This window comes from Bifidobacterium sp. M0307, from assembly GCF_016100445.1.
In the GTDB taxonomy this organism is placed as follows: Bacteria; Actinomycetota; Actinomycetes; order Actinomycetales; family Bifidobacteriaceae; genus Bombiscardovia; species Bombiscardovia coryneformis.
On the sequence record NZ_JACFSL010000001.1, the window covers coordinates 928351 to 950581 of the forward strand.

The following is a 22231-nucleotide window of genomic DNA, read 5'->3' on the forward strand; positions in this document are numbered from 1 at the left end:
TCCATTCTTGCAAATGAGGGCGACACCGAGACCCGCTTTCAGGCCTGATATTTCACCCAAAAGCATGACGGGACGTCGGAGGTCCGATCAGGCGGCACGGAGCTCAGATATGAAGGACTCGGGCAACTTGCCCACCACACAACCAGCCATGCGTCGATAGCCTTCACGCCCAGGATGGAAGTGATCGATACCCCAGAAGTCCTCCCGGTCCGTACCGACATCGTCATGAGTGGCATCCACGTAGGTCACACCCGCCCGGGCACAGACCTCCTTGCTGATCGCGGTCTGCCGGTCGATCCGCCGCTCCACCTCAGCCCGCAGGGCCTTGCCCAGGGCGGGATCGCGATAGAGTTGGCCCGAACTGAGGACCAGGACCCGGTTCCCCTTGGACTTGGCCTCTTCGATGGTGGCGGCCAGATCGGTCCGCCATTCATCCCAGGACCTATTGGCCATGATGTCATTGGAACCGGCACAAACCACCAGAAGGTCGGCATGGCCGGTGAAGCCCGGAAGAAGCCGGTAACGCACCCGCCGGATGGTGGCCCCCAGCCGACCGTGGGCCGACCATTGCACCGATCTGCCCATACGTGATGCCAGTGCCTGCGCGATGGCGGGAATGAATCCCTGGTTTTGATCCGTAACGCCACATCCGACCGCCATGGAGTCTCCAATGACGACCAGGGTCAGCGGACCGGCCCCGGAATGGTGGGTATCCGACCCCTCCGGCACCGAACAGATCCCTTGGCGTTCCCCCGCCGGTTCCGCCGCCAACTTCACATGATGCTTGGCCCACCAGGCCTCGACCAGCACCACCGGGTTCATACCTACCACTGCCTTCCCTTGAAAATCAAGGAATCAGCGGACCCACAGACCACACAGATGGCCGGAGCCCGCCTCACCTTATATACCGAGATGGCATTGTATCTCAGGCGACAGGCCCAGACTCACCGGGGAGAATGGTAGGCGGGGCCATCGGAAGTCGACCTGGCGAATTGTTCAAGGTCATCCAGGAGCTTCCCGGCCTCCTCCATCTGCTCCGCCACACGTCCGGGCGAGGTGCCACCGCGACCATTCCTGGCCTGTACGGAACCAGCCGCGGAGAGAACCTCGCGCACCTTCGGAGCCTGATCGTCCGGCAGGTAGTTCCGGAATTCCCGGATGAAGTCCTGATCGGTCAGATCCCAAAGCTCGCAGCCCCTCCCCTCTGCCAGCTTGACGCAGGCCCCGGAGAGTTCGTGGGCATGCCTGAAGGGAATGCCCTGCTTGACCAGCCATTCGGCCAGGTCGGTGGCCAAGGCGAACCCTGTGGGAGCCTGGTCCTCAAGCCTGTTCTTGTTGAAGGTCAGGGTGGCGATCATCCCCGTGAAGGCCGGCAGGAGCACCTCCAAGGTATCGACCTGGTCGAAGACCGCCTCCTTGTCTTCCTGAAGATCCCGGGCATAGGCTGTGGGCAGTCCCTTCAAGGTGGCCATAAGACCTGTCAGATCACCGATCAGACGGCCGGCCTTCCCCCTGGCCAACTCTGCGATGTCGGGGTTCTTTTTCTGCGGCATGATCGATGAACCGGTCGAGTAGGCATCGTCCAGGCGGACGAAGGCGAACTCCTGGGTGTTCCAGATGATGACCTCCTCTGCCAGACGGGAGACATCCACCCCAACCATGGCTGCGATGAAGGAGAACTCGGCCACGACATCCCTGGCGGACGTTCCGTCGATGGAGTTGGCACTGACCCTGGAGAATCCGAGCTCATGTGCCACGGCCTCGGGGTCCAGGCCGAGGGTGTTTCCGGCCAGGGCACCCGACCCGTACGGACTGGCATCGGCCCGTTTATCCCAGTCCACCAGTCGTTCCAAGTCGCGAATCAGGGGCCAGACGTGTGCCAGGAGTTGGTGTGACAGGAGGACGGGCTGGGCATGCTGCATATGGGTCCGTCCAGGCATGACCGTGGATCCGGCCTTTCGGCACTGGTCCATCAGAGCCCGGGCCAGTGCCAGAATCTGCCCGGCCACGATACGGGCATGACGGCGCAGCCAGATGCGAATCAGGGCCGCTATCTGGTCGTTCCGCGAGCGGCCGGCACGCAGTTTCCCACCCAGCTGGTCGCCTGCCAGGGCAATCAGACCACGTTCAAGGGCTGTGGCCTCGTCCTCATCGGACTCGTTGGGGGTGAAGGCTCCTGAATCAACCTGATCCTGGAGTCGGTCCAGTACCTCCTCCATGGTCTTCAGCTCTTCCGAGGTGAGGAGACCGGCTCCGGCCAAGGCCCTGGCATGGGCACGTGAACCTGCCAGGTCGTCATCGGCCAGCCGCCAGTCGAACTGGGTCGACTTGCTGAGTCTGGCAAGCTCCGGCGAAGGCCCGGAACTGAACCGCCCGCCCCAAAGGGCCATTCCCTGGTCCTGGGGACTCTTCGCGTCCTGATTAGCCTCTTGCATCTCTTCTCCTCTTCCCTGCACCCGCAAGCCATGACCACCCTCCTGCGAGCGCACCCCTGTTCCTGTTCCGGGTCCCTTTACTCGACGGCTTGCCCGGGCACCTCAACACCCTTGCCGAAGCGGACGTCCCTGGCGGCGGCGACCCTGTCGGGCAGACCGTAGATCTCGATGAACCCGTTGGAGGCGTTCTGGTCGAAGCTGTCTCCGGATTCGTATGTGGCTAGGCTGTAGTCGTACAGGGAGGTGTCGGAGCGCCGCCCGGTCACCACAGCCCTCCCGCCATGCAGAATCATACGAATCTGGCCGCTGACATACTCTTGGGTCTCCTCGATGAAGGCGTTCAGGGACCTGACCGCAGGCGAGAACCACTGCGCATCGTAGACAAGCTCTCCCCACCGCTTGTCGATGTCGCGCTTGATCCGGTGCTGCTCACGTTCGAGGCAGCAGTTCTCCAACTCCTGGTGGGCGGTAATCAGGGCGATGGCGCCCGGTGCCTCATAGAGTTCCCGGGATTTGATGCCGACCAGGCGGTCCTCGATCAGATCGACCCGTCCGATACCCTGGGCACCTGCACGTCGGTTCATCTCCTCGATGGCCTGAAGGGGGGTCACCTCCCTGCCGTCAATCCTGACGGGAATGCCCTTCTCGAAGTCGATGGTGACCTCATCCTCGACCGGGGGGAAGGCCGGATCCTCGGTGTATGAGTAGACGTCCTTGGTGGGACCATTCCAAGGGTCCTCCAGATAGCCGGTTTCGATGGCCCGCCCCCAGACATTCTGGTCTATGGAGTAGGGGCTCTTTTCTGTCTGCTCGATGGGAAGGTTGTGCTCCTTGGCGTAGGCAATCTCCACATCTCGCATCAGACCCAGATCCCGAATCGGGCTGATGGCCTTGATGGTCGGGTCTATCGACATGATCGATACCTCGAAACGGACCTGGTCATTCCCCTTGCCGGTGCAACCGTGGGCGATGGTGTCGGCCCCGAACTGGTGGGCGGCTCTGACCAGGTGCTTGGTGATCAGGGGCCTGGAAATGGCGGATACCAGCGGGTAGACGCCCTCATACATGGCATTGGCCTTCAGGGCCATCATGCAGTACTCCGAGGCGAACTCGTCACGGGCATCGACGATGTAGGACTCCACAGCCCCACAGTCCAGGGCCCGCTTCTTGATGGTCTGGAGGCGCTCCCCGCCCTGACCAACATCCAAGGAGACGGCCACCACGTCCTTACCGGTGCGCTCCTTCAGGTAGGGGATGGCCACCGAGGTGTCCAGACCGCCCGAATAGGCAAGTACAATGCGGTTCTTCTCACTCATGACTCTGCTTCTTTCCTTGGTGCTTGTTTGGCTTGACGATTCTTCTGCGCGTACGGTTCCCTGCATTGACCTGCCGGCCGCGTGGCTCGATCACTGCTCCGATGCCCCCTCAGGCGGAGGGGGTGTCCTCACCCGAGGTGATGGAGAGAAGCCAGTCTGCACGACTCTTGGCGCTGGCGTCATCCGCGGCGATGATCAGGACAGTATCGTCCCCTGCGATGGTGCCCAGGATGCCCTCCAGGGGCTGCCGGTCCAAGGCGGAGGCCGCATACTGGGCCGCACCCGCCGGTGTTCTGACCACCAGGAGGTTCTTGGCCTGCACCACCGAAGTAATCAGACCGGTCAGGACCTTGGAGAGATAAAGGTCGGTCTTGTTCTCCGATCCGGCATCGATTCCGACCGGCACCCCCGCCTCCAGGGCGGACTGGTCTGTGGCGTCGGGAATCCAATAGGCCATGGTTCCGTCGGGGTAGCGCAGTTTGGTGGCATGCAGGTCATCAAGATCACGGCTCAGGGTTGCCTGGGTCACATCGATCTGCTGCTCCTCAAGAATGTCGGCCAACTGTTGTTGGGAATTGACACGGGTACGGGCCAGAGCCTGCCGAATGGCATCCAGGCGGGCCACCTTGGAAGTCGGCCTCATCGGCACACCCCCTCAATCAGGTCCATCCGCCCGGTGGACTGGGCCACCAGCCAGGTCAGGAGCGCTTTCTGTGCATGGAGCCGATTCTCCGCCTCATCCCAGACCACGGATATTGGGCCGTCAATGACATCGGCGGTCACCTCCTTGCCCCGATATGCCGGAAGGCAGTGCTGGAAGAGGGCATCCGGTTTGGCCTTGTCCATCAGCGAGGCATTGACCTGGTAGTCCCAGAAAGGCTTGGACCTGGTTGCGGCCTGGTCCTCCTCCCCCATGGATACCCAGGTATCGGTGAAAACGCAGTCCGCCTGGTCGACAGCCTGGACCGGGTCGGTGGTGACCAGGACGGATCCCCCGTTCTGCTCGGCCAGGGCGCTGGCCTCTTCGACGATGCCCGGGTCAGGCAGGAAACCGTTGGGACCGGCCACCCTGACATGCATCCCGGCGACCGCCCCACCGAGCAGATACGAGTTGGACATGTTGTTGGCAGCGTCGCCCAGATAGGCGATGGTCATCCCTTGCAGGGCATCCACCCCGCCCCGGTGCTGGGCCAAGGTCAGGAAGTCGGCCAGTATCTGGCAGGGGTGGAAGGAATCGGTCAAGGCGTTGACCACAGGGACGGTGGATTCATCCGCCATGGTCTCCACCCGATCCTGTCCGAAGGTGCGCCACACGATGGCGGATGTCATCCGGGTCAGGACCCGGGCCGTATCCGCCACAGGCTCACCCCTACCCAGCTGGGAGCCGTCCTTGTCGATGACCAGGGGGTATCCACCCAACTCGGCAACCCCAACGGAGAAGCTGGACCTGGTACGCGTACTGGGCTTGTCGAAGATGACGGCCACGGCCTGGGGACCTTCGAATGGGCGGGCCAGGTACCTGTCCTGACGGAAGGCCAGACCCAGTTTCAATACCTCCGCCTGCTCGTCATGGCTCAAATCGTCATCCCTGAGCATGTGCCTCAGTCTGTCTGCCATCGGTTTCCTCCGTTTCCTTTCCACATGTTTCCATTAGCCTTGATGCGCCCGTAACACCCGGTGGGCGCTGCCCGCCTTTCCTGATATACCGGTCGGCACCAATCAATCATCGGGCAAATCACCGGGTACCTGGGCCAGAATACCGACAGCCTGGTCTATATCGCCCGGCCCGATGATCAGGGGCGGTGCCAGGCGTATGGCATCAGGAGCCACAGCATTGACAATCAGCCCGTGGTCAAGAGCCCAGGCCGCCAAGGCATGCGAGCAGGGATGGTTCAGCTGGACCGCATCCAAGAGGCCCCTCCCCCGGGTGCCGGCGTAGAGTGGATTCCCCGTATCCATCATTCCCTGACGCAGCCGACTGCCGGCCGTCCTGGCATTCTCAAGGAGACCCTCGTTCTGAATCGTATCGAGCGTGGCCAACCCCAGTGCGGAGGCCAGGGGGTTTCCGGCGAAGGTGGACCCGTGCAGGCCCGGAGCAAGCAAGTCGGACAGCTCCTGCCCGAAGGCGATGACACCCCCCATGGGAAAACCGCCTGCCACCCCCTTGGCAAAGGTCACCAGGTCCGGCCTGACTCCTCCGGAGAGGGTCGGGTCCTGGAAGGCGAACCAGTATCCGGTCCTACCCATGCCTGTCTGGACCTCGTCAACAATCATCAGGGCGCAGTGGTCATTGCAGAGGCTGCGCACCGCGGAAACATAGGCGGGGTCAAGCGGCCTGACCCCGGCTTCCCCTTGGATCAGTTCCATGATGACGGCTGCCACCGGTCCCCCGGCCGTGTCCGCGAAAACCGACTCCATGGCATCGATATCTCCAGCCGGAACGAACTCCACACCCGGGACAAGGGGCGTAAAGGGCTCCCGGATACCCGGTTTCCAGGTAAGGCTCAGCGACCCCATGCTGCGCCCGTGGAATCCCCTGGTCAGGGCGACGATTCTGCCTGGCCCTCCGCCTTTTCCGGACAGTAGACCGCTGCCATGGAGCCGGGCCATCTTGAGTGCGGCCTCATTGGCCTCGGTTCCCGAATTGGCGAAGTAAACGTGGGAGCCCTCCGGTGCCTCGGATATGATCAGGAGGCGTTCGGCCAGCTCGATCTGCGGCCTGGAGGCGAAGTAGTTGCTGATATGGGCCATGCGGGAGGCCTGGTCCTCCAACGCCCTGTTCCAGGCGGGGTGGGCATACCCCACGGAGTTGACGGCGATCCCGGCCATCATATCCAGGTAGCGATTCCCATCCAGGTCCCAGATGTGGACACCTTGACCATGGTCCATGACCCTTGCCGGACTGCCAAAGACATTCATGTGGGCATGGCCGTAACGCTTCAGCCAGTCCCGGCTGCAGGGACCGACCGGGGTTTCAACCAAGGCACAGGCGGCCTTCCCCGTCTGCCCTGTTCCGGCCTTACTCGCCCCGGTGGTCATGGGTCCCCCTCATTCTTATGCCGTCGCCGGGAACCACCATGGTCCCGATGCCGTTCTTGGTGAAAATCTCATTGAGAATGGAGTGGGGTCGGCGCCCGTCAATGATGTGGGCCTCCTCCACCCCGCCCCGGACCGCCTGTACACAGGCTTCAAGTTTCGGCCTCATTCCGGCCTGCATCCGGTCCATCACCTCTTCAAGATAGTCGGTGCCGATGTTGGATACCAGGGATTCCTTCTTGGGCCACTCCCGGTAGAGCCCCTCCACATTGGTGAGGATGACAAGCTTCCTGGCACCCAGGGCCGAGGCCAGGGCACCTGCCGCCGCATCGGCGTTGACGTTCAATACCTGGGTGGGGTCGTTTTCATCGGGAGCCACCGAAGAGACCACGGGAATTCTCCCGGCCTCGATCAGGTCCTCTACGGCGGAGGCATCCACCCCAACCACCTCACCGACCAGTCCTACGTCTACGGGCTTACCGTCAACCAGGGGCCGGCACCGGCTGGCCGAAAAGAGGGAGGCATCCTCTCCGGAAAGTCCCACCGCAAGGGGACCGTGGGTGTTTATCAGACCGACCAGATCCCGAGAGACCTGCCCGGTCAGGACCATCCGCACCACTTCCATGGTCTCAGGGGTGGTGACCCGCAGACCACCGCGGAAGACGGATTCGATTCCCAGAGCGTCAAGCATCCGGGTAATCTGCGGGCCTCCTCCATGGACGACCACGGGATGCATCCCTACCTGGCGAAGGAAGACCATGTCCTGGGCGAAGCACCGTTTCAGGTGCTCGTCCACCATGGCGTTCCCGCCGTATTTGACAACAATCCGCTGGCCACTGAACTCCTCCAGCCAAGGCAGGGCCTCTATCAGGACCTCCGCCTTCCGGTCATCATCCAGATCGGCATGGATTCCGGTCTGCAAATCCGGCTGTCCACACATCGCCCCCTCCTTCGATTCGGTGATCGTCCCCAAGGTTCCGCCCTTTGCCATCAGCTGGTGTAGTCGGCATTGATGGCAACATAATCGTGTGTCAGGTCATCGGTCCACACATCGGCCTGGGCCGACCCCTGGTGCAGGTCGATATCGATGTGGACCTCGGGGAGGGTCAGATCCACCAGGTCGGGGTCCTGACCCGGCTTGCCCCCGTCACATACCCTGATGCCGTTGAAGTCCACACTGACCCGCGCCGGATCGTAGGCCGCCTCGGATTCGGGAACGGTACCCAGGGAAGAGACCACCCTGCCCCAGTTCGGATCGTTTCCGGCAACGGCACACTTCAGCAGGTTGGACCCCGCCACAGCCCTGGCGCAGGCAAGGGCTGCATACTCATCGTCGGCCCCCTGGACACGGATACGTATCTGGTGATGGGCGCCCTCTCCGTCACCGATGATCTGACGGGCCAGGTCGGAGCAAGCGTGGTCGAGAAGGGCCTGGAACTCCTCCATGTCGGGCCGGACGCCCGAAGCACCGGATGCCATGAGGAGAACGGTGTCGTTGGTGGACATGCACCCGTCCACGTCTATCCGGTTGAAGCTGGTATCGCAGGCCCTCCTGAGTGCGGTCCGCGCCTGGACGGGATCGAGGACGGCGTCGGTGGTCATCAGGCAGATCATCGTGGCCAGCTGCGGAGCTATCATCCCCGACCCCTTGACCATGCCGCCCAGCCGGTAGCCCGCCCCGTCGAGGGTGACGGTCTTGCTGGTGGTGTCGGTGGTCATGATGGCCTTGGCTGCATTGGCGCCGGCCCGATCATCCCCGGCCAGGTCGGCATGGGCCTGGTCCACTCCGGAGAGGATGGCATCCAAATGGAGCAGATGACCGATGATGCCGGTGGAGCAAATCGCCACCTGTTCCGGTTCCAGCCCCAACAGGCCGGCAGCCCTGATGGCTGTGTTCCTGGTCTGTTCAAGCCCCTCCTGCCCTGTGCAGGCATTGGCGTTCCCCGAGTTGATGACCACAGCCCCCGCATGGCCGTCGGTCAGGATGCGTTCGGTCCAGATGACCGGTGCCGCCCGGAAACGATTCGGCGTGAAGACTCCCACCGCCGTATCCATGGGCCCCTGATTCACAATCATGGTCAGGTTCTTCCGTTCCGACCCGCCTGGCCGATGGGCCTTGGCGGTCCCTGCCTGGAATCCTGCCGCATACGTCACGCTCATGGTGCCACTCCTATGGTCGTCAATCCCGTCTGTTCAGGTAGGCCCAGGGCCAGATTCATGGATTGCAGGGCTTGACCGGCGGTTCCCCGGATCAGGTTGTCAATGGAAGCAAAAGCGATCAGTCGTTGCGCCCGCTTATCCAGGACAACCTGTATCTGGGCCGCATTGGATCCCAGCACATCCGCCGTCGAAGGCAGGACCCCCTCAGGCAGGAGCTGGACGAAGGGCTCTCCCGCATAGGCTTCAATCCAGATGGATCGGACTTCCTCTTCCGACAGGGATAACCCCCTCTCGGTCAGAGGGGCCGATACCGTGGCGAGTATCCCCCGCGACATGGGCACCAGAATCGGAGTGAACCCTAGCTTGAATTCGGTCCGGACACCATCGGAACCTGCGGCATGCCTGAGGTTCTGAATTATCTCGGGAATATGCCGATGCGCCCCGCCGACCCCGTAGGGATGGGCTGAATTAAGCGCCTGCGCGGCCAGAAGATCGACCCTGCCCGGGGTCTTCCCCGCTCCGGAATAGGCCACAACCAGATCGGCAACCAGGTCATCGGTCCGAACCAGCCCGGCCGATACGGCAGGCTGTATGGCCAGGGTCACTGCGGTTACGTTGCATCCCGGGCCGGCAATCCGGTGGGTCCCGGCCAGACGATCACGCTGCTTCCCGCCTCCGCCGAGCATGAGTTCAGGAAGGCCGTATGACCAGTGATCATGGAAGGGACCACCATAGTAGTCATTCCAGTCCCCGCTGCTTTCCAGTCGATGATCAGCCCCCAGATCCACCACCAGGGCCTCAGGATCCAAATCCTCGGCCAGGGCTCCTGAGCGCCCGTGCGGCAGGGCCATGATGATGATGTCGTGCCCGTTGAGAACGTCGGCCCGGGTCTCCTGTATGGGCATATCAGCCAAGGCCGGGATATGGGGCGAGTGGGATGCAAAGGAGTCCCCCACCGAGGATGCCCCGGTCAGGGTATCGACCCTGAATGCAGGATGACCACAGAGCAACCGGACCGCTTCGGTTCCGGCATAGCCCGTGGCTCCAGCCACCGCCACCGAGTATTCCTTCATATCCGCTCCCCTCACCGACCACCAACCATACTACATATTCATGCACGTTATTGCATATTTATGCAGTTCGGCGTGTCGCCCTCGAACTCGCAGGAATACGAAAGGACCGCCCGAACATTGCGTTCGAACGGTCCTCATCATCACGAACAACCTGCTTCAGGCCGCACCGTATCCGATACGTCTCCGGTCCTTCAAGCGCTCACCCCGTCTGCGCCGCCGGTTCCGACGGTACCACCGGAATCACCTGGCAGGGACGGTATGGCCGACTGAAGCATCTGCCTGGTCAGATCATCCACGGAAACCCCGGAAACAACCATCCACAGCCAACCCAGGGTGTACAGCACGTTGAGGATGATGGCGGCAAGAGCCAGACCGAATCCCTTCATATGCAGAACCCGCGTCCGGTAGATGGAGATTCCCCCCAAGACGGCCGACAACAGTGGAACCGGCAGGAACAGGGCCATGACGAAGGAAATAATGGCGTACGGGTCCCAATGACCATAGCTGGGATTCTGGGCAGGATCATCAAGATCGATACCGTTGACCACATGTCTGGGCCCATTCCCGGGATTGCCCTGGCCATTCATCGTGGGATACCCGGGTACCCCCTGTCCGACGGATGGCTGACGACCCGCATCCGATGCAGACCCGCTTTCGGGCTTATCGGGTTCAGGGTCGGGCTTCCCGAAGACATAAGGGTTCCAGCCCGGGTACTGGTCGGCACGTGCGCCGTATGCCGGCTCCACACGCTGCCCGTACTGGGGCTGGGTCTGGTCGGCCTGACCGGCTTCGCGGAAGTTCTGACTTCCCTGCTGGTCTTCCATGTCCATCACGTCCCCTCTTATCCGTGTTCAGGCTCAGGCACGCAACTGCGCGCCAAGCTCCGAGGCTTTCGCCACGATGGCACCCCTCAGCGCCTCGCTGTCCTCCGATGTCAGGGTCTTGTCCGGAGCCCTGAAGGTGACCGCGAAGGCCAGGGACTTGGCATCCTGACCGATTTGGTCGCCGGTAAAGACATCGAAGAGCTCAATGGACTCAAGACTAGTCCCCGCGGCTTCTCTGATGGCGGAAGTCAGTTGATCGGCCGTGACCGATTCGGGGACCGTGAAGGCCAGGTCCTGACGGACCGGCGGGAAGGTCGAAATGGGCTTGGCCTGAAGTGGTTCGAAGTCCAGATGATCGAAAATCTCATCCAGGTCCAGCTCGAAGGCCGCGGAGTGATCGGGGAAGTCCAGGGCCGCAATGACATGCGGGTGGAGTTCTCCAACCATGCCCACGAGCGTTCCATCATCAAGGACCACCTGCGCGGCACGGCCAGGATGCCACTGGACAGGGACCTGGTCGGCATCCGGCTGCTCCAGGTGGTACCGGGCACCAAGACGGTCCAGGACCCGGCGGGCCGATTCGACACCGTCGGTCCAGTCCACCTGGCGCCTGTCCTTGAGCCACCCATCCTCCTGGGCCAGACCCGTCAGCAAGGCGGCTACGTGCAACCGCTGCACTGGCAGTCCGGCATCCAAATCGGCCAGCTGCTCGTCACTGGGACGGGTGCCCCCAGGCAGGGTCGGCACAGCCGGAGCCTTGGGATCGCGGGTGAAGGTGTATCCAACCTCGAAGAGCGAGACATTGGTGTTGCCCCGCCGCAGATTCCGGGCCACGGTATTGGCCAGGGGCAGCATGAGGAATCGCCTCAGGAATGGACGGTCAGCGGCCATGGGATTGGCCAGTTCGACACTGACCGTCTCCTCCTGGTCGGGATCGTAGCCGAAGGCCGTCAGGTCCTGCCTGCCGACAAACGGATAGTCCAGCACCTCGGTCAGCCCATATTCAGCCAGGGTATCGGCCACCCAGCGCTTCCGGAGCTGACGGCCCGTCAGACCCACTTCACCCGTGACCTTGGCAGAGGGGATGTTGGTCGGAATCCTGTCATAACCGACCAGACGGGCCACCTCTTCAACAAGGTCGCATGCCTCGCCCAGGTCGGGCCTCCATGAGGGCGGCGTAACGGACAGGGTCCGGTCATCGACAGACTCGACCCGGCAGCCGATATCCTCCAGAATGGCGGCGATCTGGTCACGGTCCGTATCCAGATCCGTCAGTCGGGCCACCTGGGCAGGATCGAAATCAATCGCCGGCGCGGAACCGGTCCGATTCACATCCACGGGCCTGGCGCCAATCCTGGCGCCTCCGAATTCCTGCAAAAGCCCGGCCGCCATCTGCGCAGCAGCAGGCTGCATCTGGGGGTCCACCCCACGTTCGAAGCGCTTGGAAGCCTCGGAGGGCAGCTTGTGACGACGGGCCGACCGGGCGATGGTCACCTGGTCGAAGTGGGCCGATTCGATCAGGATGTTCTGTGTCTGGTCGGTCACCTCCCCGTAGAGACCGCCCATGACACCGGCCAGTCCAAGGATTCGGGAACCGGCCTCGCCCTTGGGTGAATCAGTAATCAGCAGGTCCTCGGTGCTCAGCTCACGGTCCTTGCCGTCGAGGGTGGTCAGACGTTCTCCCTGCCTGGCCCTGCGAACCACAATAGGACCTTCGATCTTGTCCGCATCATAGGCGTGCAGGGGCTGGCCCAGGTCCAGCATGACGTAATTGGTCACATCCACGGGAAGTGAAATGGAGCGCATCCCGGCCCTGGTCAGCCGCCTACGCATCCAGGCGGGGGTGGCGGACCCGGCTCGGTAGCCCTGGACCGGACGAACGTAGTAGCGGTCGCATCCCGGCACACCGTGAATGGGGCCGTCATCCTCGATCCGCACCTCGACGGCTCCCTGGTCACTCTGGTCGACCGCCTGAGGCAGGGCCTTGTTCAATTCCAAGACCGGATCCGTATAGGCGGCACCGGTTGAGTGATGATACTCGCGAGCCACTCCACGGTAGGAGAAGGCATAACCCCGGTCGGGGGTGATGTTGATCTCCAGAACCGGATTGTCCATGTGGAGCAGGGCCATGGCATCATCACCCGGCTTGAGGTCCTCGTACTCCTGATCGGTGAACCCATACTGCCGCAGGAGGATGATACCGTTGTGGTCCGAGCCGAGTCCCAGCTCACGCTCGGAGGCACACATGCCATCCGAGATGTGTCCATACGTCTTCCGCGGCTCGATCCTGAAATCACCGGGAAGGACCGCGCCCGGCAGGGTCACGACGACCTTTTCACCGGCGGCCATGTTGGGGGCACCGCAGACAATTCCCCGCGGAACCTTCTTCCCGTCTTCATCAACGGCGTTGTAGGTCTCACCCACGTCGACATGGCACCAGTTGATGACCTTGCCATTCTTCTGGGGTTCGGGGGCGGCATCGACCACGTAACCGACCACGATGGGTCCGGTCACCGTGGACTGGTGGATCTCCTCCTCCTCAAGACCGACCCGGACCAGGTCCTTGGCCAGTTGCGGATAGGTCAGATCACCGGGAACCTCGACATGTTCCTTGAGCCAATCAATATCTACCATCGGCATATCGGGTCACTCCCCCATCTCAAACTGCTGGCTGAACCGCACGTCACCCTCGACCAGGTCGTGCATGTCGTTGATGTCATGGCGGAGCAGGAGGGTCCGCTCCATCCCCACGCCGAAGGCGAACCCCGAGTACTTATCGGGATCCACACCGGCGGAACGCAGAACATTGGGGTTGACCATACCGCAGCCGCCCCACTCAATCCATCCGGGTCCACCCTTCTTGTCGGGGAACCAAAGGTCCATTTCGGCACTGGGCTCGGTGAAGGGGAAGTAGGAGGGACGCAGCCTCGTCCGGGCCTCGGGACCGAACATAGCCACGGCCAACTTGTCGAGGGTTCCCTTGAGGTCGGCCATGGTCAGATGCTCATCGACAGCAAGGGCCTCGCACTGGTGGAAGACGGGGGTATGGGTGGCATCCAGTTCATCGGTGCGGAAGACCCTGCCCGTGCAGGCTACATAGAGCGGCACACCACGGGTTATCAGGGATCGTGCCTGGTCCGGGGAGGTATGGGTGCGCATGACCATATTGGACCCGACGAAGCCGGCGGCATCCTTGGCCTGGTTTCCCTTGACGTAGAAGGTGTCCTGCATCTGGCGGGCCGGGTGATCAGGGCCGAAGTTCAGGGCGTCGAAGTTGTACCACTCGGCCTCAAGCTCAGGACCCTGGGCGATGCGCCAGCCCATGGAGACGAAGAAGTCCTCCACGTCCTCCATCAGCTTGGAGAGGGGATGACGTGCGCCCTGGGGCTTGCGCTCGACAGGAAGGGTCATGTCGACCCGCTCGGCCCGTAGACGACGGGTCTCCTCCTCCTGGCGCAACTGCCCTTCCTTGAGACCGTAGGCCCTACCGAAATCGGCCTTGAGCTTGCCCACGAGCTGCCCGGCCGTCTTTTTCTGGTCTGCGGGCAGGACACCGATGGCCTTGCTGGCCCTGACCATGGCGGAGTCGGCACCCGAGTAGCGGGACCTGAGCGCCTTCAGCTCCTCCAGATCGGAGGCCTCCCGTATTTTCCCAATACCCTCGCTGACCTCATCCGTCACTGCTGTAGGGTCGAACTCTACCTCTGCCACCTTGGGACCTTTCACCTTGTAAGAGCCTGAAAACAGTGTTATATCGGTCTTTATAACCTTTACATTCTTTCAATACGACTCGACATGGCCAGGCCATACAGAAGGACCGCCGCCGAGGTAGCCAGGTTGAGTGATTCCGCCCGGCCATAAATAGGTATGGAAACGATGGAATCCACCCGCTGCAGAAGCTCCGGAGGTAGCCCGCGAGCCTCGTTCCCGAATAGAACGACCCTGCCCCGGGCTGGCCCTCCGGTCGTGCCGCCGGATCCGGATTGCACACCTTCCCTGGCCAGCAGGTCCGGCAGATCGGTGGGCTTGCGATCAGGCGTTCCGTAGACATCCGCGGCAGTGATTCCATCTCCGCGGCCATGCACCCAGTCAAGGAAGTCATCGGTCCCCATAGTCAGAATCGGAATGTGGAAGGCCGAACCCGCAGTAGACCTGAGCACCTTTGGGTTGAGGGGGTCCACACAGTCGTCCACCAGGACCAGGGCCCTGCAACCTGCAGCATCGGCCGTTCTGATGACGGTCCCCGCATTGCCGGGGTCACGCACCTGCCAGAAGGCGGCAATCAGGTCCGGGCCTCCCTGACCATACCGCCCACCGTCATCGCCTGGCACCATCAGATCGGCAGGGTCGACCGCCATCCCCCGGGTATCACCCTGGGCGACAATCCCCTGGGCATCCGTACTGATGGCCTTCATGACCCTTTCCGTTACCGGGTGTACGTATATGTTGTCGTGCTGCAGGGCGCTCTCGGCAATGGTGGCCACGATCGGATTCAGAAACCCGATACCCTCCTGGCCCGATGCATCCCCGGTCTGCACATAGAGGTCCGTGACCAGGTCGGACCGGCAATCCACTGCCTCCCGGACACTCTGCGGCCCTTCGATCAAAAAGCGTTCATGACGTTGCCGGGCCCTTCTCTCTTTGAGCTCGGCAAGCCGGCGTATGCGCTGCGAACGCGGGTTATCCATCAGTGTTTCTGTCAGGGGCATACCCACCACTCTAACTCTCTGTAATCAAGTTCACTGAACTGACCCCTGCAAATGCCTTGGCACACTGCTTCCCCGGGGATAGTCTGAGTAGACAAGCCAAATCGACTTGGTATTCCGAGCCTGCCGTTCGGGTTTTCCATCAAGGGTTGATGCCCTGCGGAGGCGAATGTAAGGAGACACCATGCCCGTATATACACTTCCTGAGCTACCTTATGACTACTCGGCCCTCGAGCCCTACGTGTCCGGCAAGATCATGGAACTCCACCATGACAAGCACCATCAGGCGTATGTCAACGGCGCCAACCAGGCACTGGAACAAATTCACGACGCTGCCGAGTCCGGCAATGTGGCACAGTCCAACCTCCTGGAGAAGAACCTGGCCTTCAACCTGGCCGGTCACAAGAACCACACCATCTTCTGGAAGAACATGGCCCCGTCCATCGGACAGGAACCCACTGGCGAACTCAAGGCGGCCATCGAGGACCAGTTCGGTTCCTTCGAGGGCTTCCAGCGGTACTTCGAGTCCATGTGCGCCGGCATCCAGGGTTCCGGCTGGGCCGTCCTGGCATGGGATTCCCTGGGTGAGCGCCTGGTCACCCTGCAGATGTACGACCACCAGGGCAACCTGCCCGTCACCATCTTCCCGCTGGTTCTTCTGGATCTCTGGGAGCACGCCTACTACCTGGATTATCTGAATGTCAGGGCAGACTACGTCAAGGCCTGGTGGCACATCGTCAACTGGGAGGATGCCTCCAAGCGCTTCGACGAGGTTCGCAACCTGAATACCAACCTGGTCAAGTAGCCTTCGTCCCCGTGCCTCTCCTGGGCACGAGCAGGGAAGAGATCCGGATACCCTTACGCCGAACCGCCGAGCATGGCGGGCGGAAGCGGTATCCGGATCTCTTTTCATATATGACGCTCAAGCGTGCTGTCCAGGAGTCTGAGAACTACCGGATCGACACCACCGGAACGGGGAGCGGACTACCGTCAATTGCCGAAGTAGGAGATGGCACCCGTCAATCCGGCCACGGTCAGGGCCACCACCGGAACGGCAAGGCAGATCGACAGGTAGCACCAATCCCTGAGGCTGACTTTCGAAATCCGGGCATGGGTGCGTTCCACACGTCCACCGAACCCTCTGGCTTCCATGGCCGTAGCCAGGGTGGTCGAGCGCCTGATGGACAGGACCAGGAGGGCGAAGGCCTGCGGAAAGAAGGCCTTGAACCTGTTCTCATCACCCAACCCCCTGCTCCGCCTTGAAGCCGCAAGAGCGGTCCAGTCATCCCGCAGGACCGAGAAGAGTCGCAGCCCCGCCAACCCCCCGTACACGAACCGCTCCGGCAGGTGGAGAACCTGACTGAAGGCATCGGCCAGATCAGTGGCATCAATGCCCAGGACAGTGATGATGGCGGGTATTCCGATGGCGAGGATGCGCAGGGCAGTGGCAAGGGCCAGGTCCACCGAACGCTGGGTGACATGAATCATCCCCCAGGTCCAGTACGTGGCTCCTCCGGCCTTCCCGTACAGGATGATGGCCAGGGCCGACCCCGGAGCCCCCAGGAAGATGGGCCAGGCTGACCTGACAATCCTCCACGGGGTGAAGCCGGCCGCCATGAGGAGAATCAGCTCAAGCCCCAGAGCCACCGTGGCGGAGACCCAATCCAGACTGATCAGGAGGGGAAGGGCGGTCAGGAAGGCCCCCAGCAGGCGAAAAGCCGGATTGATGGAGGCGATATAGGCCGAGCGGCTTGACATTCTCGGAGGCTCGTCACGTTGATTCATGGCCGCAACCGGCAGGACGACCGTAGCCGGCACGTCCCGCCCACCCTCAGGGGCGGTCTTCGCCTGTGCGGCAGCGGTCACCGGTGTTTGCCCGACTTCCCGCCGCGCCGATGCACAGACCGTTGCCTGCGAAGACCTCCCGACCGATTCGCCCGGCACCAGGCGTACCACACGGGCACCCAGGGCCTTGACCAGGTCCATATCATGAGTGACCACGATGATGCAGATTCCGTCGGCGCGCAGGGAATCGATCAACTGGGCCATACTGGTCCAAGTGACCCTGTCCTGCCCGAAGGTCGGTTCATCGAGTATCAGCACGCAGGGGGCCGCCGCCAGAGCGGCAGCCACCGTCAATCGGCGCTTCTCCCCCCCTGAGAGGGTATAGGGATTGGCACTGGCGTATTGGTTCAGGTTGAACCGCTTCAGAAGATTTCGGGCCCGTTCCCTGGCCTCTTCCTCGGTGGCTCCGGTCCTGAGCGGGGCCACCATGACCTCTTCAAGCACAGAGCCCCGGGCGAACTGATGCTCCGGATTCTGGAAGACATAGGAGATACGTGAGGCCAGGTCGGTGGATTTCCAAGCCGACGGAGCGGATCCGTCCGCCATCGGCTGGTCGGGACCGTCACCTCCGACCAGCTCGGCCGAGGCGACCACACGACCGGAGACGGGTTCCATAAGACCTGCCAGAGTCATGGACAGGGTTGATTTACCGGCCCCGTTGGCTCCGACCAGGGCCGTTACCTCCCCCGCGTGGAAGGCTAGATTGATACCGGAGGCGATGGCCCTGCCGTCACGCCCGACGGCGAGATCGACCGTCTCCAGAATCGGATCGCCAGCGGTGCTACCCGGGTCTTCGCCCAACCGGGGGCGGCTCGAAATGCGGTCCACCTGGTCCCCCGGCCCCTTATAGGGGTCGGGTACCCATATCCCCAAAGCGGCCAGGTCGAGACTTCTGTCGGAGAAGACCTGCTCGGGCGTGCCATCGGCCATAACGACGGTGCGGCGGAAACCGTCACCTCCTGCCCTGCCTTCCTGACCCTCCTGAGGACCCAGACCCAGCACGATGACCCTGTCGATCATTTCCATCCAGGGCTGCGCCCGGTGCTCCACCAGAATCATTGTGGAATGACGGCGGTCGAGAACCTGTCGAACCGCTCCGACAATCTGATGGACCCCGTCAGGGTCCAGGTTGGCCGTGGGCTCGTCAAGAAGCAGAAGACCCGGTTCCATGGCCAGGGCACCAGCAAGTGCCAGGCGTTGCATCTGTCCACCACTGATATGCATGGTGGACCTGGTCAGTTGCAGGTCCCGCAGCCCCACGGCGCACAGGGACTCCTCGACCCTCCGCCATATCTCCTCCCGGGGGACCCCCATATTCTCGGGACCGAAGGCGACGTTATCACCAAGCCGCTGGAAGATGGCCTGAGCATCGGGATCCTGCAAAACAAGCCCCACGCGGCCGCCGACCACACCGGCTGGTTGACCATCGACCAGTATCCTCCCCCTGGTCACTCCCCCATCGGCGTCCTCCACCTCGATGGGCTGACCGCCAGAGGCACCGGCGTTCTGGGCCCTGAGGGCTCCCTCCTGGTCACCCAGAATCCCGGCAATGCCCTCTAGAATTGTGGACTTTCCTATGCCGGAGGCCCCTAGGAGGAGCACACGCTGCCCGGCAGGGATGGACAGGGAGAGGTCACGGACCGCAAAATGACTCCGATAGGCGTGACGATACCCCCAGTGATCCAGGTCCAGACCTGCCGGCCTGGTCAGATCCGATCCATCCCTGGGCTGTGCTGAATCGGCTTGGGTCACGCCTTGGTTCCTTTACGGCTTCCGTTCCTGGGCAGGCGGCCCGACTCGAAGCGATCGAGGGCACCGGTCCTGGCTATGGCCAGATAGAGATACCAGACCAGAACCCCCGCCAGGAGGGCACCGGAGACCAGGGTGGCCATCAGGTAGATCAGACCATAAGGGCCGGTCAGACTGATGGCTTGGAGATGGGTGCAGAAGGTGTATACCCAGCAGCCCAACCCGGCAGCCATCCCCGACAGGGTGACCGTGGGCAGATTCCAACGGCGATACCGGCACAGGGCGAAGACCAGCTCGGCCATGGCACCCTGGAGAAGTCCTATCAGGAAGGTTTCGACCGGAACCCATTGGCTGCCCAGGAGGGATTCCAGAACGGCGGCGACGACCTCGGCATAGACGGCTGCCCCGGGGCGGCGCACGATAAGAAGGGCAAGAGGGGCCGCAAAGAGATACAGCCCGTTGAGGATTCCGCCCAGACCGGGGATGATGCCATCGAGGAGAGACCAAGGCACCGACGTGACGATGGCCACCACCCAGTAGATGAATGCGCTGGCCACACCGATGACCGAAGCCACGGCGATATCGACCACCCGCCAACGATTGGAGTGCCTGATATGGGTGACTTCCCCGTCACCTCTGGATTTGTCATCCTCGCCTTGGAATCGGGTCTGATTCTGACTGTTCATGATTACTGTGCCTTTCCGTAAGCACACCCTTGGGTGCGCATCCTGTTCAAGGCACGGGTTGAGTGACATCCGTGCGCCGGCATTGCCCGGTAAACGTTCGTCCGGTCGAGGCTGAGCCTCCTCTCAGCCACACGCTGCTTTGCAGCATGCGGCCCCCGTGTCACTATTTACTTTAGGACCTGCCTTGGTCAAGCCCCCAGACTGTCCAGGAGCAGCGCCTCAGTGACGATGTTGCGTTCCAGACCATAGAGGGAGATGGACTCATTCGGACTGTGGGCGTTGCCCTTGGGATCCTCTGGTCCTGTGACCAGAACCTGGGCCTTGGGGAAGAGACGCTTGAGCTCCGGTATGAACGGGATTGAGCCACCCTCGCCCTTGTTGACCGGGTCGCATCCGAAGGCCTGGCGCATGGCCTCCTCGGCGTTCCTGACCACCTGACTGTCGGGATCCATGGCCCATCCCATCCCGTTCTCTCCGCAGGAGAACTCGACCTGGGCACCCAGGGGGGCATGCGAGCGCAGGAAATCGACCAGGGCCTTCTGAGCCTCCTCCGGACGCTGGGTGGGGGCCGTCCTCAGCGAGATGCGGAAGCGGGTCTGATCCGCCAGGACATTGAAGGATCCTTCGACAGGGTGGGCATCGAATCCGATAACCGACGCAGAGGGCTTGGTCCAGAGCCTGGAAGCCAGGGAGTCGGTGCCCGCCAGACGGTAGGAGTCCACCACTCCGGCATCCTTACGCACCTGGTCGGGATCCAGGTCGCGCTGGAGCCCACCTACGGGCTGTCCTCCCTCAATACCGGGGACCGCCAGCTCGCCCTTGTCGTTGTACATGGAGGCGATCAGCATGGCCGCCAGGGTGTTGGAGTCCAGGATGGGACCGCCGAACTGCCCGGAATGGACCGGGTGTTCCAGGACCTTGACTGTGACATCCAGATCCGTATTGCCTCGCAGTGAAGTGGTCAGGCTGGGAATCCGGTCGGACCAGTTGCCGGAGTCAGCCACGATGATCAGGTCGGATTCGAACTCCTCCTTGTGGGCTTCAATGAAGGGAATGAAACTGGGCGAACCCATCTCCTCCTCCCCTTCGATGAAGACCTTGATATTGACCTTGAGGTCGTCACCAAGGGCATGCAGGGCACCGGAATGGATGGCGATGCCGCCACCGTCATCGGCCGATCCACGTCCGTAGAGCCTCCCGTCGCGTTCCACACCGGTGAAGGGGTCGGTATCCCAGGCCGTCGGGTCGGGAACGGGCTGAACATCATGATGGGCATAGAGAAGGACCGTGGGAGCGGTTTCGTCGACGATTCTGGAGCCGACCACTTCGAAGGCACCAGGCGTGCCATCCGCATTGGTGGACTGCACCACCCTGGCATCGATGCCCACCTTCGTCAGCTCCTCGGCCACGAATTCAGCCGAGCTGCGCATGTGTTCCCCCGTGATTCCCTTGGCGGAAACCGAACCCAGGGCTATTTTCCCCTTGAGCAGATCGATGATCCTGGTCCAGTCGGCCCCTACCCGGCCCTGAATCTCTTCCAAGCCCAAATCTGTCATGTCCTACCTCCTGAAAATGCTGATGAGTCTAGGCGTCACCGTAACCTGTTCGCATGACATGGAACCCCTTCAAAGGCAAGGACAAGAAGGTACAGGACCAGGAATCGGACACCAAGGAGATTCAGGACCGTACCGGCGGCAAGGGGCGTCCGACCCCCAAGCGCAAGGTGGCAGAGGCCCAGACTCTCCGTCCTCTGGTCCCCAAGGACCGCAAGGCAAGCCGTAAGGCCGCCAAGGCCCGCATCAGGGCCAGGGAGGATGCCCAGTATGAGGCCATGAGGACCGGCGATGTCGCCCACATGCCCAAGTCGGAAAGGCTCCCCTGGCGAATCTACATCCGCGACTACGTGGATGCCCGGTTCAACCTGCTTGAATGGACCTTCCCGGCCATCATCGTCATGCTCGTAGGGATGTTTGCATCCATGTTCGCCACTTCCGTGGTCGATCCGGTGACCGCCAACAGCATCTACATGATGCTGATTGTGGTCGTCTACGCCTTCATCATCGTCGGCATCATCGATACCTGGCTGATGTGGCGCAGGCTCAAGGTGAAGCTGATCGAGAAGTTCGGCGAACGCTCCGTGGCCAAAGGCTCCCGCTCGGCCAGCTATGCCTGGCAGCGGGCCATGATGGTACGACGCTGGCGGGTCCCCAAGCCGACCTCTCCCAAACGCGGCAACTGGCCCAAGTAAAAGCAACATCTTCGGTCACGAAAGAGACCCTGTAAGCAAGCACTGCCGTCCTCCCCGCCCGGGGCAGGGCGGCTTTCCTTTTCCCAACCGGATTCGGAAGAATCAAGGAGCGAAATCGGACGTTGGGAAGCGTTCACAGTGTGCAAACACTCA

18 protein-coding genes are annotated in these 22231 nt (G+C 62.2%); 2 read left to right on the forward strand and 16 right to left on the reverse strand.

The window, feature by feature from the left end; genetic code table 11:
- Positions 1-87: 87 nt before the first annotated feature.
- The 13 genes from H3V08_RS03735 to H3V08_RS03795 form a co-directional block, all read right to left on the reverse strand.
- Positions 88-822 (reverse strand): SGNH/GDSL hydrolase family protein, encoded by a 735-nt coding sequence (locus tag H3V08_RS03735; RefSeq protein ID WP_198182113.1) that lies wholly within the window; start codon positions 820-822, stop codon positions 88-90.
- A gap of 122 nt (positions 823-944) precedes the next feature.
- Entirely contained in the window at positions 945-2435 is a 1491-nt protein-coding gene (gene argH / locus H3V08_RS03740) for an argininosuccinate lyase (protein WP_198181639.1), read from the reverse strand.
- A 77-nt stretch (positions 2436-2512) separates the two neighbouring features.
- Positions 2513-3751, reverse strand: coding sequence for an argininosuccinate synthase (locus tag H3V08_RS03745; protein WP_033490304.1), 1239 nt, complete (start codon positions 3749-3751; stop codon positions 2513-2515).
- Between the two features lie 109 nt (positions 3752-3860).
- A complete protein-coding gene (locus tag H3V08_RS03750; RefSeq protein WP_198181640.1) occupies positions 3861-4394 on the reverse strand; it encodes an arginine repressor in 534 nt (177 codons plus the stop codon).
- On the reverse strand, positions 4391-5368 hold the full coding sequence (argF, locus tag H3V08_RS03755; protein WP_198181641.1) for an ornithine carbamoyltransferase: 978 nt from the start codon (positions 5366-5368) through the stop codon (positions 4391-4393). Before argF ends, H3V08_RS03750 begins: the two co-directional genes overlap by 4 nt.
- A gap of 102 nt (positions 5369-5470) precedes the next feature.
- The gene (locus H3V08_RS03760) at positions 5471-6790 is read right to left on the reverse strand and encodes an acetylornithine transaminase (RefSeq protein ID WP_198181642.1); all 1320 of its coding nucleotides are present in this window, start codon (positions 6788-6790) and stop codon (positions 5471-5473) included.
- Positions 6771-7727 (reverse strand): acetylglutamate kinase, encoded by a 957-nt coding sequence (argB, locus tag H3V08_RS03765; RefSeq protein ID WP_198181643.1) that lies wholly within the window; start codon positions 7725-7727, stop codon positions 6771-6773. Before argB ends, H3V08_RS03760 begins: the two co-directional genes overlap by 20 nt.
- Before the next feature lie 50 nt (positions 7728-7777).
- A complete protein-coding gene (gene argJ, locus H3V08_RS03770) occupies positions 7778-8947 on the reverse strand; it encodes a bifunctional glutamate N-acetyltransferase/amino-acid acetyltransferase ArgJ (protein WP_198181644.1) in 1170 nt (389 codons plus the stop codon).
- Positions 8944-10020 carry an N-acetyl-gamma-glutamyl-phosphate reductase gene (gene argC / locus H3V08_RS03775; protein WP_198181645.1) on the reverse strand — a complete coding sequence of 359 codons (1077 nt, stop codon included), beginning with the start codon at positions 10018-10020 and terminating at the stop codon, positions 8944-8946. The genes argJ and argC overlap by 4 nt, the downstream gene beginning before the upstream one ends.
- 191 nt (positions 10021-10211) lie before the next feature.
- Positions 10212-10850, reverse strand: a complete 639-nt coding sequence (locus H3V08_RS03780) for a DUF4190 domain-containing protein (protein WP_198181646.1) — start codon at positions 10848-10850, stop codon at positions 10212-10214.
- A gap of 27 nt (positions 10851-10877) precedes the next feature.
- Positions 10878-13484, reverse strand: coding sequence for a phenylalanine--tRNA ligase subunit beta (gene pheT / locus H3V08_RS03785; protein WP_198181647.1), 2607 nt, complete (start codon positions 13482-13484; stop codon positions 10878-10880).
- A gap of 6 nt (positions 13485-13490) precedes the next feature.
- Positions 13491-14555: a phenylalanine--tRNA ligase subunit alpha gene (gene pheS / locus H3V08_RS03790; RefSeq protein WP_198181648.1), complete on the reverse strand. Its 1065-nt coding sequence runs from the start codon at positions 14553-14555 to the stop codon at positions 13491-13493.
- Positions 14556-14614: 59 nt separating this feature from the next.
- The gene (locus H3V08_RS03795; protein ID WP_198181649.1) at positions 14615-15553 is read right to left on the reverse strand and encodes a TrmH family RNA methyltransferase; all 939 of its coding nucleotides are present in this window, start codon (positions 15551-15553) and stop codon (positions 14615-14617) included.
- Positions 15554-15734: 181 nt separating this feature from the next.
- Between H3V08_RS03795 and H3V08_RS03800 the strand changes: the two genes are divergently transcribed.
- The gene (locus H3V08_RS03800; RefSeq protein ID WP_198181650.1) at positions 15735-16355 is read left to right on the forward strand and encodes a superoxide dismutase; all 621 of its coding nucleotides are present in this window, start codon (positions 15735-15737) and stop codon (positions 16353-16355) included.
- A gap of 185 nt (positions 16356-16540) precedes the next feature.
- Here the strand turns inward: H3V08_RS03800 and H3V08_RS03805 are convergent, their stop codons facing one another.
- The 3 genes from H3V08_RS03805 to H3V08_RS03815 all read right to left on the reverse strand — a co-directional run bounded on the left by H3V08_RS03805 (position 16541) and on the right by H3V08_RS03815 (position 21386).
- The gene (locus H3V08_RS03805) at positions 16541-19147 is read right to left on the reverse strand and encodes an ATP-binding cassette domain-containing protein (RefSeq protein ID WP_442859342.1); all 2607 of its coding nucleotides are present in this window, start codon (positions 19145-19147) and stop codon (positions 16541-16543) included.
- The gene (locus tag H3V08_RS03810) at positions 19144-19830 is read right to left on the reverse strand and encodes an ECF transporter S component (protein WP_198181651.1); all 687 of its coding nucleotides are present in this window, start codon (positions 19828-19830) and stop codon (positions 19144-19146) included. The genes H3V08_RS03805 and H3V08_RS03810 overlap by 4 nt, the downstream gene beginning before the upstream one ends.
- Before the next feature lie 188 nt (positions 19831-20018).
- Complete coding sequence (locus H3V08_RS03815; RefSeq protein ID WP_198181652.1) at positions 20019-21386, reverse strand: dipeptidase; 1368 nt, start codon at positions 21384-21386, stop codon at positions 20019-20021.
- Positions 21387-21439: 53 nt separating this feature from the next.
- On the opposite strand from H3V08_RS03815, the gene H3V08_RS03820 reads away from it, so the two are divergent.
- On the forward strand, positions 21440-22078 hold the full coding sequence (locus tag H3V08_RS03820; protein ID WP_033490351.1) for a DUF3043 domain-containing protein: 639 nt from the start codon (positions 21440-21442) through the stop codon (positions 22076-22078).
- The last annotated feature ends 153 nt before the right edge of the window (positions 22079-22231 follow it).

What these genes read in the sequence shown, in the direction of transcription:
- pheT (WP_198181647.1), bottom strand. Translation starts at nt 13,484, where the DNA reads ATGCCGATGGTAGATATTGATTGGCTCAAGGAACATGTCGAGGTTCCC.
- H3V08_RS03815 (WP_198181652.1), bottom strand. Translation starts at nt 21,386, where the DNA reads ATGACAGATTTGGGCTTGGAAGAGATTCAGGGCCGGGTAGGGGCCGAC.
- argF (WP_198181641.1), bottom strand. Translation starts at nt 5,368, where the DNA reads ATGGCAGACAGACTGAGGCACATGCTCAGGGATGACGATTTGAGCCAT.
- H3V08_RS03745 (WP_033490304.1), bottom strand. Translation starts at nt 3,751, where the DNA reads ATGAGTGAGAAGAACCGCATTGTACTTGCCTATTCGGGCGGTCTGGAC.
- argJ (WP_198181644.1), bottom strand. Translation starts at nt 8,947, where the DNA reads ATGAGCGTGACGTATGCGGCAGGATTCCAGGCAGGGACCGCCAAGGCC.
- H3V08_RS03780 (WP_198181646.1), bottom strand. Translation starts at nt 10,850, where the DNA reads ATGGACATGGAAGACCAGCAGGGAAGTCAGAACTTCCGCGAAGCCGGT.
- argC (WP_198181645.1), bottom strand. Translation starts at nt 10,020, where the DNA reads ATGAAGGAATACTCGGTGGCGGTGGCTGGAGCCACGGGCTATGCCGGA.
- argB (WP_198181643.1), bottom strand. Translation starts at nt 7,727, where the DNA reads ATGTGTGGACAGCCGGATTTGCAGACCGGAATCCATGCCGATCTGGAT.
- H3V08_RS03800 (WP_198181650.1), top strand. Translation starts at nt 15,735, where the DNA reads ATGCCCGTATATACACTTCCTGAGCTACCTTATGACTACTCGGCCCTC.
- H3V08_RS03760 (WP_198181642.1), bottom strand. Translation starts at nt 6,790, where the DNA reads ATGACCACCGGGGCGAGTAAGGCCGGAACAGGGCAGACGGGGAAGGCC.
- argH (WP_198181639.1), bottom strand. Translation starts at nt 2,435, where the DNA reads ATGCAAGAGGCTAATCAGGACGCGAAGAGTCCCCAGGACCAGGGAATG.
- H3V08_RS03820 (WP_033490351.1), top strand. Translation starts at nt 21,440, where the DNA reads ATGACATGGAACCCCTTCAAAGGCAAGGACAAGAAGGTACAGGACCAG.
- H3V08_RS03795 (WP_198181649.1), bottom strand. Translation starts at nt 15,553, where the DNA reads ATGCCCCTGACAGAAACACTGATGGATAACCCGCGTTCGCAGCGCATA.
- H3V08_RS03810 (WP_198181651.1), bottom strand. Translation starts at nt 19,830, where the DNA reads ATGAACAGTCAGAATCAGACCCGATTCCAAGGCGAGGATGACAAATCC.
- H3V08_RS03750 (WP_198181640.1), bottom strand. Translation starts at nt 4,394, where the DNA reads ATGAGGCCGACTTCCAAGGTGGCCCGCCTGGATGCCATTCGGCAGGCT.
- H3V08_RS03735 (WP_198182113.1), bottom strand. Translation starts at nt 822, where the DNA reads ATGAACCCGGTGGTGCTGGTCGAGGCCTGGTGGGCCAAGCATCATGTG.